The following is a 14130-nucleotide window of genomic DNA, read 5'->3' as shown; positions in this document are numbered from 1 at the left end:
CAAGCAACCCCACCCCAGCCCTCCCCTACTGGCGCAGGGGAGGGAGTAAATCCCGGCAAGCCATGGAGCAATGACGCTTAACTTAATGCCATTACTACTAAGCCCGCTTCCTCGTCCGCGCCGCCTTCTTAGCCGCCGCGGAACGTACACGCGCACCCTTCGTACGCGCTGCCTTCTTCGCAGCTGCCGACCGCGATGCCGAGCTGCGCTTGGATGCCGCGCGCTTGCCTTGTGCCGACAACGCACGCTTGGAAGCCGCCCCATGCCCTTCCCGGCGCAAGGCGCGAGAGGAAGCACTGGCGCGCTTGGCGCTGGAATGCTTGGAGGTGGCGCGCTTGCGGGTGGCGGACTTGCCGCTGCTGGCGCGTTTGCGGCTTGCGCTTTTCTTGCTGGAAGCCTTCTTGCTGGACGATTTCTTCCGCGGCACCTTCACGCCGTCTCGCCGTGCCTTGGATAGCCCGATCGCGATCGCCTGCTGCGGTGAACGCGCGCCGTGCTTGCCTTCGCGCACGTGCTCGATTTCCTCGCGCACGTATTCGCCGGCCTGGGTGCTGGGCGATTTGCCTTCGCGCTTGTCTCGGGCGGCCGCTTGCCGGGTTTTTCTCTCGGGCATGTCGTGATCTCCGAAGTGAGCGAGCAAAAGCAGCTTTACTCGCGGCTGCGTCGATACGTCGTCAAGGCATGTTCCATTAGTGCTTGCGAATGATCGTAATGCGCCCATTCGGTTCGAGTCTGGCGATGCTGATGTCCCCGATGTCTTCCATGCCTTCCGTATGCAAGGCGCGTCGAAACGCCGCCTTGGGAAGACTGACACGCTCCAATGCGCCCGGCACCAACTCGCCATCGTGCACCAGCACTGTGGGACGACCTTCCACGAAACGGTTAAACCATGGCGACCGCGTGCATACCCAAGCCAGGGCACGGTCCGTGGCCAACATGGACGCGACGGCGATAAGGCCGCCCTGGAAGGAGCCATCGTGCCCCACGATGGAATTGCGCAAGACGCCGCCGACCAGTACCAGCACGATGATGTCGAAGGTAGACATGTCCCCGAATGAACGCTTGCCGACGATGCGCATCATGAACACGGCAGCCAGATACCCGGCGACGCCACGCCACACGAACTGCCACCATGGCATGGCCATTTCGAATGCGTTACTCATTGAAGCAGACTCCTTGGCGATTGACCAACGGGCACCACTATCCCGCCATCGCCGGTGAAAAACGGTTGATGGCGCGTGAATGCATTGCCATGCCCCAACCGTCACAAGGAATTTGTTTCTCGTGCACGTGTACACGCTCACAGTGCACGCAACCATGGCAACCTGCGAGGAGGGCATTCCATGAACCGCATCCATGCGACCGCGCATGCCTTACTGCACATCCACGCGAAAGTACCCGAACCGCCTCCGGAAAAACCGCCATCCCCTTCACCCTCGCCGTCACCCGGCATCCCGGACCCAGGTCCCGAGCCGCCGTTGCCGACACCCGAGCGCCCGCCGCTTACCGATCCGGAACCGCCACCCGCACCGATTGGCGATCCGGTGGGCACGCCTCCGGTGCCGCAGGCGTTGATTTGAATCCCAGACCGGTCATTCCGGCGAACCCCCGGAACGACCAGGGATCACAACGCATTCGCCAACGCCAAGTGATGCTGCAACACCGGCAGCGTCTGCGTCGCAAACGCCTTCAAATCCTCATCCGAACCCGAGGTGGATTCCGCCTGAAACAAGGCCACTGCTTCGCGATGGTCGCTCACCATCATTTGCGCATACGCCGTATCGAACTCCTTGCCATGCAAGGGACGCAGCTTGGCAAGTGCGGATTCCTGCTCCTGTGTGGGCGAGGCAGAGACGGTATAGCCGTCTTTTTGCGCGATGTGCTTCAACTCTTCGTTGGCCTTGGTGTGGTCGCGCAGCATGGTGGCCGCAAATGACTTCACCTTGGCCGATTGCGCCTGCGCTTGCGCAAGCCGCGCCGCGATGATTTCCGTGTCGCCCGCAGCCGAGGCAGCCATGACGAAGCGAACGTCCTGGGCCGTATGCGCACCGACCGCACCCGTCGCGGCAGTAGACGCATTGGATGACCCGCTCTGCGCCTGAACTGGCGAAGCCATCACCAACATAAACAAAAACACAAGGACAAAGTTCAGCCGTGGTATGTCTGCATCTCCTGGCGAAATTCACCGCATAGGTAGCATCGGCGGCGTGACTCGCGCGTATCTATGCCGTCGTGCACATTCTTTGCGCGTCGGTTTACGTTTGCGCTCATGTACCGGTTAGGGTCGAAGGCCTACAGTGCCATGCAACAGCAAACATCGTGGAGCATGCTCATGGCCGAACTTGTCGTTGCCTGTTTCGATACGCAATTCGATGCCAGTGCGGCTGCCGAAAAATTATTGTCGCGCGGGCTTCGGCGTGAACAAATTGTCTTGAGCTTCGATGAAAGCATCGCAAGCACAGCTTCCAGCTCCAGCGCGCCGACCACGGTGGTCTCGGCAACCAGCCATACCGGCCGCATGGACACCAGCACCGGACGCAACAAACCCAAGCGCACGTCCGCCTCTGATCGCACGCCGCAGCCGCTGCCTGATCCCCGCTTGATCGGACACGCCACGCTGGTGGTCGAGTTGCATGGCGAGATGTCGATGGACGACGTGTGCGCCCTGCTCGACGACGCCGGTGCGAGTTCGGTCCGTGCGGAGGAGCAAGACACGCGCCGCCGCGAGGATCCGGCGATGTGGCCGAGCGTGGGCGATGCAACGCAGGAGGAAGATGTGCAACGCAGCGTCGCGGCAGCCAAGGGCGGATCGACCTTGGGCACCCGCCGCACACGTTAGCGATCGACGCGTGGTGCCATTACTGCCGCGCTTCCAGGCGCATCCCGCGCGGCGTCAGCCAGCGCTCCACGCCTTCGAACAAACCCTGTACTACCAGCGCCATGCAGGCAGCCGGAATGGCGCCTTCCAGGATCAACCCGGTGTCGTCCAACCGGATGCCGGTAACGATGGGTTGCCCGTAACCACCCGCACCGATCAGCGCACCCAAAGTCGCGGTGCCGACATTGATCACGGCGGCGGTCTTGACGCCCGCCAGGATCGAGCGCATCGCCATGGGCAGTTCCACGCGGCGCAACCGCACGCCGCGCGGCAAGCCCAGCGCAGCGGCGGATTCGCGCAGGTCCGGCGGAATGCCGGCCAATCCCGTATAAGTGTTGCGCACGATCGGCAACAGGCTGTACAGGAACAAGGCCGCAATCGCCGGCCAGGTGCCGATGCCGAAGAACGGAATCATGAAGACGAACATGGCCAGCGACGGAATGGTCTGCAGCACGCCGCTGAGCGCCATGACCAATTGGCCCAGCCGCTTTGCATGCGCGGCGAACACGCCCAGCGGTATCGCGATGCATACGGCTGCCAGCAGCGAGACGCATACCAGGCGCAGATGCTCCAGGGTGCGTTGCCACAATCGGGCCCATAGCCCTGCGCCATCGCTATCCGGCTGCACGCCGAGAAAATCCGCCGCCACCGCGGTTTCCTTTTCGCCATGCAGTTTCACCATGGCGTTCATCTGCCGCATCGCGTCGGCATCGATGCGACCGGCAAGCTTGTTCAACACGTCGATGAAAGCTGGCGAACGCTGCGCAAGATCGAGTCGATAGAGATACACCGCGTCGTAGTGCGGAAAATAATGCCGGTCGTCATCGAGCGTGCGCAGGTGGTAATAGGGAATTTCCGCGTCGGTGCTATAGAGGTCGATGGCATCCACCGCGCCACTGGCCAGCGCACGATAGGCCAGCGCATGATCCAGCCCGCGTACCTGCATTTGCGGCAGACCGTAGCGCTGGCGCAAACCCGGCCAGCCGTCGCTGCGCGCCATGAATTCGTTGGAGAAACCAAAACGCAGCTCCGGATGCGCGGCGAGATCCGACAAACGCTGGATGCCTAGTTGCGCGGCGCGATCCTCGCGCATGCCGATCGCATAGGTGTCGTTGAAGCCCAGCGAATCGGTGATGCCCAGGCCCAGCGGCTTGAGCGCGGCGCGCAGCGTGGGGATGCCTGCATCCGGCGGCACCTGCTGCAGCAACTCATGCGTCAGCGTGCCGGTGTATTCTGGATACGCATCGATGTCGCCGTGCTGCAGCGCGCTCCACAGAATCGCCGTACCGCCCAGTTCACGCTGATGCACGGCTTGCACGCCGGCCTGCCTTGCCGCCAGTCGCGCCACCTCGCCGAGGATCACCGATTCGGTGAATTGCTTGGAGCCGATGCGCACGGGCGCGGCCTGGGTCCACGCCGGAATCAGCAGCAAGGCGGCCAACACTATCCACACGCGCTTCATGACGACACGCCCCGCAAGGTGCGCTGCGCTTTCACGAACCGGGTCACGAAGGGATCGGCCGGCCGCTGGCAAAAATCATCCAGCCGTCCATCCTGCACCACCTTGCCGTTGCGCATCAGCACCAGGCGATCGGCAAACCACGCCGCTTCGGCCATGTCGTGCGTGACGACGATGACGCTCTTGCCGAGCTGGTCGAAGATCGCCTTCAGCTCGTCCTGCAATTCATGGCGCACGATCGGGTCGAGCGCGCCCAGCGGTTCGTCGAGTAGCAAGGCGTCCGGATCGAGCATCAGTCCGCGCATCAGCGCCACGCGCTGGCGCTGGCCGCCGGACAGCTCGGCGGGGTAGCGCTCCAGCACGCCCTGCGGCAAATGCGTCAGCGCGGCCAGTTCTTCCGCGCGTTGGCGGATGCGGTCGCGGCTCCAGCCCAGGTGATGCGGCAGCAACGCCAGGTTGCCCAACGCGGTGAGGTGCGGAAACAAGCCGCCCTCCTGGATCACATAGCCCACACGCCGGCGCAGTGCCAGCACATGTGCCTGTTCCAGCATGGAACCATCCACCCAGATCTCGCCGCGGTCCGGCCACTCCAGGCCCAGCAGCACGCGCAGCAAAGTCGATTTGCCCGACCCGCTGCTGCCGATCAGGGCGGTATTGCTGCCGGCTGGAAAACGCAGGCTGACATCGTCCAGCGCGATGACGTTGCCATAGCGCTTGCTGACGCCGCGGAGCTCGAACGCTTCGGAGGAGGCGTTGCTGGTGGGAGACATTAGGGGATGGGCGTAGGCAGTGGAAGCGGCATTCTAGGCCGGAAGCTAGTGTAGGTTGGTGGTAAGCGCACGCGAACCCCAACGTTGCCCCATGCAGATGGCGATGTTGGGGTTCGGCTGCGCCTCACCACCAACCTTGCAGCCCAAGGCGCTTGAAAGGTGGATGTTGCAAAGCAGCATGTATCCTAGCCGCCATGGCTTCCCACCCCACCCTGCTGCATTACTGGCGCCGCCTGCGTGGCTCGGATCGCTTCGCCGAATGCCAGCGCGTATTGCTCGCCCTCGGCGGCGTGATCCTGTATTGCCTGTGGGGCAACCATGCTGCCGCGATGACTCCGGCCATGCTGGGCGTGATCGCCTGCGCGCTGGCCGAAACCGAGGATCACTGGCGCAGCCGCTCCATCACGCTGCTGGTCACGCTGGGCTGTTTTGCCGGCGTCGCCTTCACCGTGGAATGGCTGCTGCCGTATCCATGGCCGTTCGCGCTGGCACTGGCGGCGATGACTTTCGTGCTGGTGATGCTCGGTTCGATCAGCGCGCGCTACGCCACCATCGCCGGCGGCACGCTGATCCTGGCCGTATACACCATGATCGGCACCGACCAGCCGCATCCGCCAACCTCGCTGATCAGCGAGCCTTTGCAACTGCTGGGCGGCGCGGCCTGGTATGGGCTGCTGTCGCTGCTGTGGAGCGTGCTGTCGCCGCAGCTTGCCGTGCGCCACGCCTTGGCTCGCGTGTTCGACGCGCTGGGCGATTATCTGCAGACCAAGGCCGCGCTATTCACGCCGGTGCGCGGCATCGACCGCGACGCGCTGCTGCTGACGCTGGCGATGCAGAACGAACAAGTGGTGGACGCGCTCAACGACACCCGCATCGTGCTGATCGACCGCATCGGCATGCGCCGCCCGCGTGGCGCCACCGCGGCGCGCCTGCAGCTGTACTTCAAGGCGCAGGACATCCATGAGCGCGTCAGCTCCGCGCACTATCCCTATGCCGAGCTGGCCGAGGCGTTCTATCACAGCGACGTGCTGTTCCGCTGCGAACACCTGCTGCGCCTGCAGGCACAGCAATGCCACGCGCAGGCCGACGCATTGCGCCTGCGCACCGCGCCCAGGCCGGCCACCGACCTGCGCGCCGCGCAAAGCGACTTGCGCAACGCCATCTATGCGCCACGCGGCACCCTGCACGCACCATCCGAACAACTGCTGCGTTCGCTGGAAGCCCTGCTGCGAAACATCACCGCCATCCAGGCTTTGCTGGAAAACGATCACACGCCGACGACGCTCGACGGCGAAGACGGCGCCCTGCAGAACCCCGGTCCGCAAACCCTGGGCGAAGTGTGGGAGCGCATCACCATCCAGCTCACGCCGCGCTCGTCACGCTTCCGCCACGCCATCCGCCTCGCGCTGGCGTTGACGGCCGGCTTCGGCGTGCTGCGCCTGATGCATCCGCTGTACGGCTACTGGATTTTGCTGACCACCCTGCTGGTCTGCCAACCAAGCTACGGCGCCACGCTCACGCGCATGCTGCAGCGTGTCTCCGGCACGGTGATCGGCGTGGTGATCGGCTGGGCCACGTTGCGCCTGCTGCCCGCCGAACCGTGGCCCTTGCTGCTGATCGTGCTGTCCTGCGTGGTGTTCTTCGCCGCACGCTTGCGGCGCTACACCCTGGCGACTGCATCCATCACCGTGTTCGTGGTGCTGTGCTTCAGCCAGGTCGGCCATGGCTACGACGTGATGTGGCCGCGCCTGGTCGATACCCTGATCGGCGCCGCCATTGCCGCCCTCTCCATCTACCTGGTGCTGCCTGACTGGCAAGGCCGCCAGCTCGACCAGGTGCTATCCAACACCTTGCGCAACGATGCGCGCTACCTGCAGCAGGTGATCGCGCAATACGTACATGGCAAACGCGACGACCTGCCCTACCGCATCGCCCGCCGCGAAGCCCACAACGCCGACGCCGCACTCAGCGGCATGCTCGCCAACATGCTGCGCGAACCGGGCCGCCAGCAACGCGGCAACGAAGACCTGCTGCGCTTCCTCACCATCGCCCACACCATGCTCGGGCATATTTCCGCGCTCGGCGCGCATCGCCAGGCGATCACCTGCGCCGACGCCCGCGATACCGTGACGCTCGCCGGCAATCTGGTCGTCACCAAACTGGAACAGCTGGCCGATGCGCTGCTGGCTACCGCAGCCACGCCACTGGAAAGCGACGCGGAGCAAAGCATGATGCCCGCAGCGGACGGCGTGGAGGACGAAACAGCGCGCCTGGTACTGGGACAGCTGGGGCTAATCCTGGCGCAGCGGGACCGCCTGGGAAGCGTGGTGCGGGATATTCGCCACGGGTGATCGAGGCCGACACCGTAGGCTGAGATGAAATCCCAGCGTCGCCATGCAAACAGATGCTGGGATTTCATCCCAGCCTACAGTCACTCCAGCCTACGAGGACCATGCAAGAACCAAGCGACACCGGCGCACGCCGGTGCGGCCGCGCATGGATGCGCGCCTGCTTTTCCGGGGCCCCCTCGGGGTGCCCTTTCTTTTGGTTACTTTTCTTTACTACGGGCATCCTGCCCTTCGCCCTTCGGGCCAGCATGCGCTGTTCGCCCGCGTTCCTGACGCGGGCGTGGGCACGCAAAGAAAAGTGACTCGGTCGCCCCGCGACCGAAAGCGCCGCAGACAATGCCCAAGCCTGCGAAACACGACACCACATACCCAATCCAACACACCCCCTGCACAAACCTCCCCCCATGACAAAACCGTCATAGACGAACACCCCCAATCAGCGGATAGTTACAATCACCTCTGAGCACAACACACCACACAACTCCGAGGCGCCCGGCCTAAGGTTCCCAACCGGAATACGGCCAGGCGTCCGTGATCCCCGCAAGGGACCACCAGGGTGAACGCGGAAACGCGTTCGCCTCCCCACTTTGGAAAGGAGCAAAGATGCATGTCCCCGCTGGCTGACCGCTACGGCCGCCGGTTTCCGTATTTGCGGCTATCGGTCATACCCGCGTGCAACTTCCGTTGCACGTATTGCCTGCCGCACGGTTACCACGCCGGGGCGAACGCCGCCGCGCCGCTGTCCCTGCCGGAGATCACGCGGCTGCTGCGCGGCTTTACCGAACTGGGCATGCACAAGCTGCGCATCACCGGCGGCGAGCCGAGCGTGCGCAAGGACCTCACCGACATCCTGCGCACCGCCGCGGCCGTGCCCGGCATCAGCAAGCTGGCGATGACCACCAACGGCACCCTGCTGAGCCGCCACCTGCACGAATGGATGGATGCCGGCCTCAACGCCATCAACGTCAGCGTGGACAGCCTGGACCGTGACGCCTTCGCGCGCATCACCGGGCACGACCGGCTGGACGACATCCTGCACGGCGTGGACATGGCGCTGGCCGCCGGCCTGCCTTCGGTCAAGCTCAACGCCGTGCTGCTGCGCGACGTCAACGACCAGCAGCTGCCGGCGTGGCTGGACTATCTGCGCGAGCGGCGCATCGGCGTGCGTTTCATCGAGCTGATGCAGACCGGCGACAACCTGCCGTTCTTCCGCCAGCACCACGTGCGCGCCCAAACCCTGGAAACCGAACTGCTGACACACGGTTGGCAAGCCCTGCCACGCGCCGCCGACGCCGGCCCCGCGCGCGAATACCGCCATCCGGATTACGCCGGCCGCATCGGCATCATCGCGCCCTATGCCAAGGATTTCTGCGCCGGCTGCAATCGCCTGCGCGTGACCGCCACCGGCGATCTGCGCCTGTGCCTGTTCGGCGAATTCGGCATTCCCTTGCGCCCGCTACTGCAAGCGGACGATCAGCTGGAAGACCTGGTGCACGCCATCGGCGGCCAGATCGGCCGCAAGGAACAGGGGCATTTCCTGCATGAAGGCCGTACCGGCATAACGCCGCATCTCGCATCTACCGGGGGTTGATCCATGCAACAGCGCGAGGAACGCGCCCATTTTCATATGGCTGACGTGCGCCGCAAGCGCATCACTGCGCGCCGCGCGGTCGCCATTGGCGAATTGAGTGCGGGCGCCGATGCGTTTGCGCAAATCGTCGAACGCCGCCTGCCCAAGGGCGATGCGCTGGTGATGGCAGAAATCGCCGGCCTGCAAGGCGCCAAGAACGCTTCCCAGCTGATGCCGCTTTGCCACCCCTTGCCACTGGAATACATCGAGGTGCGCTGCGTGCCGGTCGGCGAGCGCCACGCCATTCGCGTCTATTGCGAAGTGGCGACGTTCGCGCGCACCGGCGTGGAGATGGAAGCGCTGGCGGGCGCGAGTGCAGCGCTGCTTACGGTTTATGACCTGACCAAGCCGGTGGAACCTGCGCTGTCCTTCGGCGGCGTGCGCCTGTTGTTCAAGGAAGGCGGCAAAAAAGGTCTGTGGCTGCATCCGGACGGCATGAGCGATGCGGAGCGCGAACACTACAAGCCGCGCGGCGTGGCCAAACTGGATGGCGCCAGTGCCGCGGTGATCACGCTGAGCGACCGCGCCAGCCGCGGCGAATACGCCGATGCCTCCGGCCCGCTGCTGGTGGAACGCCTGCGCGAGCTGGGCGCGGAGGTGCATGACGTGGAACTGCACCCCGACGAACCCGAACCGCTCGCCGCGCGCCTGCGCGAACTGGCCGGCAGCGGCGTGAAGCTGATTCTCTGCACCGGCGGCACCGGGCTGGGCCCGCGCGATCGCACGCCCGAAGCGTTGGCGATGGTGGCGGACCGCCACGTCGACGGCATCGGCGAACTGTTCCGCAGCGAAAGCAGCCAGCACACGGCGATGGCCTGGCTGAGCCGCACGCAGGCGGTGCTGATCGGCAGCACGCTGGTGATTGCCCTGCCCGGCAGTGCCAAAGCGGTCGCGCAAGGCATGGACATCCTCGCGCCGATCCTCGCGCATGCGTTGAGCATGGCCGCAGGCGGAGGGCATGCATGAGCCAGGAAACGCTCGCCTACGAAGACGCCTTGCGCATCGTGCTCGGCGCCAGTGCAAAACTCGGTGCGGAACATTGCCCGCTCAGCGCCTGCCTTGGCCGCGTGCTCGCCACGCCGGTGATCAGCGCCGTGAACCTGCCGCCGTTCCACAACTCGGCGATGGATGGTTATGCGCTGACGGGCAATGCCATCGTTTCCGCCGGCACGGAACTGACCATCGAAGGCGAACAAGCCGCCGGCGATGGCGTCACCTATGCCGGCATCGGCGCGTGGGAAATCATGACCGGCGCGCGCATTCCCGATGGACTCGACCGCGTGGTTCCCGTCGAACAGACCGAACGCTTCGCGCCATCGCGCGTGCGCTTGCTGGCCGATGTCGCAGCCGGCCAGAACGTGCGCGTGGCAGGTTCCGACGTGGCGCGCGGCGAGCATGTGCTGGAAACAGGCACCGCACTGCAAGCGCAGCACCTGATGCTGCTGGCGGCGCTCGGCGTGGCCGATGTAGCGGTCAGCCAGCGGCCGCGCGTCGCCGTGATCTGCACCGGCCGCGAACTGGTGGACGATCCTGCACAAGCCTTGGCGCCGGGACAGATCCGCAATTCCAACGGTCCCTTTCTCGCGGCACGCTTGCCGCTGGCCGGTGCCGACGTGGTCCACACAGAAACAGTAGGCGACGATACCGAAGCGTTCGAAGCCGCCCTGCGACGCGCCTGGCAGGCCGGTGCAAAAATCATCGTGACCAGCGGCGCCGTCTCCATGGGCCGCTACGATTTCGTGCCACAGGCACTGGAACGGCTGGGCGCGGAAACCTTGTTCCACAAAGTAGCGATACGACCCGGCAAGCCGCTGCTGTTCGCGCGCCTGCCGGGTGACGTGCTGTTGTTCGGCCTGCCGGGCAACCCGATCGCCGTGGCGGTGGGCTTGCGCTTTTTCGTGGAACCCGCGCTGCGCGTGATGCTGGGCTTGCCGCAGGAATCGCCACGCCGTGCCACCTTGATCAACCGCTACAGCAAGAAACCGCGCCTGCGCTTTCATCTCAAGAGCCGCTTGCATCTCGATGCGCACGGGCACCTGGGCGTGGAGGTGCTGGAAGGCCAGGAGTCCTACCGCATTCGTCCACTAGCCGACGCCAATGCCTGGGCGGTGATGCCCGCCGAGGTCGATGTGCTGGCTGCCGGCGCGCTGGTCGACGTCTACGGCGTGGGCCATCTCGAATTTCCCTTGCCTTGCGGAAGCCATCCATGAAGGTTCGCATCACCTTGTTCGGCGCGCTGCGCGAGGCCGATGCACACGGCTTTATCGAGCTGGAAGCACCTGCGCATTGCACTGTCGCCGAACTGCGCGAGCTGTTGCGCGAACACCTGCGTGAGCATGCGCCGCACATCAGCGCAGGGCTGGTGCAGCGTTCCGCGTTTGCCAGCAACGATGAAATTCTGCATAACCATCGCACGCTGCCGGAGGATGGACAGCTGGCGATTCTTCCGCCCGTGAGCGGAGGGTGAGATGCGCAACAGCACACCTCCACGTAGGTGGGTGGTGAGGCAACGCCGAACCCCAACATTGCCATGCATGGCGACGTTGGGGTTCGCATGCGCTCACCGCCAACCTACGCAAGCTTCCTGCGAAGCGAGCCACCTCGCCACGAAACAAGATCCATCGAGCACTGGAAATGACTGACCTCTACACCGCCGTCGTTGACATCTGCGAAGCGCAACTCGACCCCGCCGCCGCGCTCGCCTTCGTTTCCGACCCGCGCTTCGGCGGCATCGACATGTTCATCGGCAAGGTGCGTGAGCACAATCTCGGCCGCATCGTCACCGGCATCAGCTACGACCTGTTCGAACCGCTGGCGCTGCGCACCTTCCAGGACATCGGCGAACGCGCGCGCAAGGAAATCGGCGGCCCGATGAAGCTCTACATCGCCCACGCCAAGGGTAGCCTGCGCATCGGCGAAATCGCCGTCATCGTCGCTGCCGGCACGCCGCACCGCGACGAAGCCTTCCGCGCCTGCCGCCTGGCGATCGAGGCGGTCAAGCACCAAGCGCCGATCTGGAAGCAGGAGCATTACACCGATGGCGACAGCGCCTGGAGCGAAGGCTGCTCCCTGTGCGAGGAACACCGTGAAGCCGAACACGCCGCCGCTTCCGGCAAAACCACGCATGCCCACGGGCATGAGCATTGAACAGGCGCGCTTGATCGGCGTGGTGCTGGCGGGCGGCCGCTCTTCGCGCATGGGGCGCGACAAGGCATTGCTGCCATGGGAAGGCCGGCCGCTGATCGAGCACCAGATCGAGGTGCTGCTTGCCGCGGGCGCGCAGGCAGTGAAGGTAAGCGGGAATCGCCCCGACTATCACGGCGTTACCGATCCGGTGCCGCAGGCAGGTCCGCTGGGCGGCGTCGCGGGGATTGCCGCGGCTTGTGAAAATGCCGAGCTTTTGATCGTGCCGGTGGACATGCCGCGATTGCAGCCCGCGCTGCTCGCGCGTCTTTGCCCTATCGACACAGCCGGTTGCGTACGCTTTGCCGGTCACGTGCTGCCCATGCGCCTGCGGCTGGACGCAGCATGCCGCGACGCCTTGAAATCGCTGCTGACGGCAGGTGATGAACGCGCGCGCTCCATCCGTGCGCTGCAGGAACGCGTGGGCGTGCATGAGATCGCGCTGTCCACCGAAGAAGCGGCACAATTGATCGACTGCAATACGGAAGAAACCTGGCGAGAGGTGAATGCATGAGAGTGCAACTGGAAGGCCAGAACCTGCGGCTGCGCATCGATGAAGACGAACTGGCGCGATTGCTGGATGGCGGCTCCGTCGACAACCGCACCAGCCTGCCCGATGGGCATGTGGAAATGCAGCAAGTCAGCTTGTCGCCACGAATTGAATGGCGGCGCGAGAGCACCGTGCTACATATCTATCTGCCGGAACCGGCGGTACGCGCGCTGAGCGAACGCCTGCCGACGCGCGATGGCTTGCAGTTCGCGCTGTCCACGCCGAGCGGCGAGACCTTGCAGATACTGTTTGACGTGGATGTAAGGGACAGCGCGCGCAAGCGCCTGCACAAGCCTTCGGGAGGGAACGCCGCATGACGATGCCTATCCCCGCTCCATTGCCCCGGCGAGTGAAACAAGGTGTGCGCGTGCTTCTCGCGCTGTGCTTGAGCCTTGCTTGCACGCTGGCCGTTGCGCAAACCAACCCCGTCCTGCGCATCGCCTACGCCGGCTCCATGGGCGTGGTGATGGACAACGCCGCCGGCCCCACGTTTGCCAAAACCCATCACGCCATCTACCAGGGCATCGGGCAAGGTTCCTATGCGCTGGCGCGCCTGCTCGCCGCACACCAGCTACAGGCGGATGTATTCGTCACCATCACGCCCGGCCCGATGCAGGTGCTCAAGCAGGCGGGCCTGGTGACCCGCGCCGTGCCGGTCGCCAGCACCCAGATGGTGGTGATCTACAGCCCGCACAGCCGCTTCGCCGCCGACTTCGCCGCGGCATCGCGGGGGGAAAAGAAGTGGTATGAGGTGCTGAGCGAAAAGGGCCTGCGCCTGGGCCGCACCGATCCGGCCGTCGACCCGCAAGGCGCAAACATCTTGCTGACGCTGCAGCTTGCGGCGGACTACTACCATCAACCCGATCTCATGAAGACCATTGCCGGCTCACCGCAGAATCCGGCACAGATCTTCACCGAGCCCTCGCTGATGTCGCGCCTGGAAGCCGGCCAGATCGATGCCGCCATCGGTTATCTAAGCGCGGCCCAATCGCACCATCTGCCAACGATTGCGTTGCCGGACCAGATCAATCTCGGCGATCCGGCCATGCAAAAGCCGTGGTACGACCGTGCATCCCTCATGCTGGACAACGGCAAGACACTGCGCGTGCAGCCGCTGGTGTTTTATGCCGGCGTGTTGGGCAACGCGCAGCAGCCGGCGCTGGCGCGGGACTTCGTCGCGTTCCTGCAGGGAGCGCAAGGCCAGGCGTTGTTCCGCGAGCACGGTTACAGCGCACCGCGCGGGGATGGCCTGTGACGGGCGAACACGTACCAACCTATGCATGGCCGTCATTCCCGCGAAAGTGGGAATCCA

General features: G+C 64.8%; 15 protein-coding genes, 2 pseudogenes and 1 riboswitch. Of the genes and pseudogenes, 11 read left to right on the top strand and 6 right to left on the bottom strand.

Annotated elements, in window-relative coordinates:
• Positions 1–97: 97 nt before the first annotated feature.
• From VMA74_RS21660 to VMA74_RS16750, 3 genes and pseudogenes are all read right to left on the bottom strand, one after another.
• Positions 98–250: pseudogene (locus VMA74_RS21660) on the bottom strand (DNA-binding protein); the annotation flags it as partial.
• Between the two features lie 173 nt (positions 251–423).
• Positions 424–613: pseudogene (locus VMA74_RS21655) on the bottom strand (DUF6496 domain-containing protein); the annotation flags it as partial.
• A 76-nt stretch (positions 614–689) separates the two neighbouring features.
• Positions 690–1163, bottom strand: coding sequence for a DUF421 domain-containing protein (locus VMA74_RS16750; RefSeq protein WP_325369013.1), 474 nt, complete (start codon positions 1161–1163; stop codon positions 690–692).
• Positions 1164–1343: 180 nt separating this feature from the next.
• On the opposite strand from VMA74_RS16750, the gene VMA74_RS16745 reads away from it, so the two are divergent.
• Entirely contained in the window at positions 1344–1580 is a 237-nt protein-coding gene (locus VMA74_RS16745) for a hypothetical protein (protein ID WP_325369011.1), read from the top strand.
• A gap of 44 nt (positions 1581–1624) precedes the next feature.
• On the opposite strand, the gene VMA74_RS16740 is transcribed toward VMA74_RS16745, so the two are convergent.
• The gene (locus tag VMA74_RS16740) at positions 1625–2116 is read right to left on the bottom strand and encodes a DUF4142 domain-containing protein (RefSeq protein WP_325369009.1); all 492 of its coding nucleotides are present in this window, start codon (positions 2114–2116) and stop codon (positions 1625–1627) included.
• A 216-nt stretch (positions 2117–2332) separates the two neighbouring features.
• Between VMA74_RS16740 and VMA74_RS16735 the strand changes: the two genes are divergently transcribed.
• Positions 2333–2839: a hypothetical protein gene (locus VMA74_RS16735; RefSeq protein ID WP_325369008.1), complete on the top strand. Its 507-nt coding sequence runs from the start codon at positions 2333–2335 to the stop codon at positions 2837–2839.
• Positions 2840–2858: 19 nt separating this feature from the next.
• Here the strand turns inward: VMA74_RS16735 and VMA74_RS16730 are convergent, their stop codons facing one another.
• Both VMA74_RS16730 and VMA74_RS16725 read right to left on the bottom strand, forming a co-directional pair.
• Positions 2859–4340 (bottom strand): glycine betaine ABC transporter substrate-binding protein, encoded by a 1482-nt coding sequence (locus tag VMA74_RS16730; RefSeq protein ID WP_325369006.1) that lies wholly within the window; start codon positions 4338–4340, stop codon positions 2859–2861.
• Entirely contained in the window at positions 4337–5107 is a 771-nt protein-coding gene (locus tag VMA74_RS16725; RefSeq protein WP_325369004.1) for an ATP-binding cassette domain-containing protein, read from the bottom strand. Before VMA74_RS16725 ends, VMA74_RS16730 begins: the two co-directional genes overlap by 4 nt.
• Positions 5108–5301: 194 nt before the next feature.
• On the opposite strand from VMA74_RS16725, the gene yccS reads away from it, so the two are divergent.
• The 9 genes from yccS to VMA74_RS16680 all read left to right on the top strand — a co-directional run bounded on the left by yccS (position 5302) and on the right by VMA74_RS16680 (position 14073).
• Complete coding sequence (gene yccS, locus VMA74_RS16720; protein ID WP_325369002.1) at positions 5302–7458, top strand: YccS family putative transporter; 2157 nt, start codon at positions 5302–5304, stop codon at positions 7456–7458.
• 466 nt (positions 7459–7924) lie between these two features.
• Positions 7925–8067, top strand: a riboswitch (molybdenum cofactor riboswitch).
• Complete coding sequence (gene moaA, locus VMA74_RS16715) at positions 8063–9046, top strand: GTP 3',8-cyclase MoaA (protein WP_325369000.1); 984 nt, start codon at positions 8063–8065, stop codon at positions 9044–9046. It overlaps the preceding riboswitch by 5 nt.
• 3 nt (positions 9047–9049) lie before the next feature.
• Entirely contained in the window at positions 9050–10051 is a 1002-nt protein-coding gene (gene moaCB / locus VMA74_RS16710; protein ID WP_325368998.1) for a bifunctional molybdenum cofactor biosynthesis protein MoaC/MoaB, read from the top strand.
• Positions 10048–11295, top strand: a complete 1248-nt coding sequence (gene glp / locus VMA74_RS16705; RefSeq protein WP_325368996.1) for a gephyrin-like molybdotransferase Glp — start codon at positions 10048–10050, stop codon at positions 11293–11295. The genes moaCB and glp overlap by 4 nt, the downstream gene beginning before the upstream one ends.
• Entirely contained in the window at positions 11292–11552 is a 261-nt protein-coding gene (locus VMA74_RS16700; protein WP_325368994.1) for a MoaD/ThiS family protein, read from the top strand. The genes glp and VMA74_RS16700 overlap by 4 nt, the downstream gene beginning before the upstream one ends.
• A 167-nt stretch (positions 11553–11719) precedes the next feature.
• Positions 11720–12232, top strand: coding sequence for a molybdenum cofactor biosynthesis protein MoaE (locus VMA74_RS16695; protein WP_325368992.1), 513 nt, complete (start codon positions 11720–11722; stop codon positions 12230–12232).
• Entirely contained in the window at positions 12222–12782 is a 561-nt protein-coding gene (gene mobA, locus VMA74_RS16690; RefSeq protein ID WP_325368990.1) for a molybdenum cofactor guanylyltransferase, read from the top strand. The genes VMA74_RS16695 and mobA overlap by 11 nt, the downstream gene beginning before the upstream one ends.
• On the top strand, positions 12779–13135 hold the full coding sequence (locus VMA74_RS16685; RefSeq protein WP_325368988.1) for a DUF7009 family protein: 357 nt from the start codon (positions 12779–12781) through the stop codon (positions 13133–13135). The genes mobA and VMA74_RS16685 overlap by 4 nt, the downstream gene beginning before the upstream one ends.
• On the top strand, positions 13132–14073 hold the full coding sequence (locus VMA74_RS16680) for an extracellular solute-binding protein (RefSeq protein WP_325368986.1): 942 nt from the start codon (positions 13132–13134) through the stop codon (positions 14071–14073). Before VMA74_RS16685 ends, VMA74_RS16680 begins: the two co-directional genes overlap by 4 nt.
• Positions 14074–14130: the final 57 nt, after the last annotated feature.

Origin of the sequence: Dyella sp., assembly GCF_035508675.1 — a bacterium.
Lineage (GTDB): Bacteria > Pseudomonadota > Gammaproteobacteria > Xanthomonadales > Rhodanobacteraceae > Dyella_B.
This window is presented reverse-complemented; position numbering and strand designations above follow the sequence as displayed.

Bases quoted from the DNA above. Each gene is read 5' to 3' on its own strand.
- VMA74_RS16750 (WP_325369013.1), bottom strand. From the start codon at position 1,163: ATGAGTAACGCATTCGAAATGGCCATGCCATGGTGGCAGTTCGTGTGG.
- VMA74_RS16745 (WP_325369011.1), top strand. From the start codon at position 1,344: ATGAACCGCATCCATGCGACCGCGCATGCCTTACTGCACATCCACGCG.
- VMA74_RS16740 (WP_325369009.1), bottom strand. From the start codon at position 2,116: ATGGCTTCGCCAGTTCAGGCGCAGAGCGGGTCATCCAATGCGTCTACT.
- VMA74_RS16735 (WP_325369008.1), top strand. From the start codon at position 2,333: ATGGCCGAACTTGTCGTTGCCTGTTTCGATACGCAATTCGATGCCAGT.
- VMA74_RS16730 (WP_325369006.1), bottom strand. From the start codon at position 4,340: ATGAAGCGCGTGTGGATAGTGTTGGCCGCCTTGCTGCTGATTCCGGCG.
- VMA74_RS16725 (WP_325369004.1), bottom strand. From the start codon at position 5,107: ATGTCTCCCACCAGCAACGCCTCCTCCGAAGCGTTCGAGCTCCGCGGC.
- yccS (WP_325369002.1), top strand. From the start codon at position 5,302: ATGGCTTCCCACCCCACCCTGCTGCATTACTGGCGCCGCCTGCGTGGC.
- moaA (WP_325369000.1), top strand. From the start codon at position 8,063: ATGTCCCCGCTGGCTGACCGCTACGGCCGCCGGTTTCCGTATTTGCGG.
- moaCB (WP_325368998.1), top strand. From the start codon at position 9,050: ATGCAACAGCGCGAGGAACGCGCCCATTTTCATATGGCTGACGTGCGC.
- glp (WP_325368996.1), top strand. From the start codon at position 10,048: ATGAGCCAGGAAACGCTCGCCTACGAAGACGCCTTGCGCATCGTGCTC.
- VMA74_RS16700 (WP_325368994.1), top strand. From the start codon at position 11,292: ATGAAGGTTCGCATCACCTTGTTCGGCGCGCTGCGCGAGGCCGATGCA.
- VMA74_RS16695 (WP_325368992.1), top strand. From the start codon at position 11,720: ATGACTGACCTCTACACCGCCGTCGTTGACATCTGCGAAGCGCAACTC.
- mobA (WP_325368990.1), top strand. From the start codon at position 12,222: ATGAGCATTGAACAGGCGCGCTTGATCGGCGTGGTGCTGGCGGGCGGC.
- VMA74_RS16685 (WP_325368988.1), top strand. From the start codon at position 12,779: ATGAGAGTGCAACTGGAAGGCCAGAACCTGCGGCTGCGCATCGATGAA.
- VMA74_RS16680 (WP_325368986.1), top strand. From the start codon at position 13,132: ATGACGATGCCTATCCCCGCTCCATTGCCCCGGCGAGTGAAACAAGGT.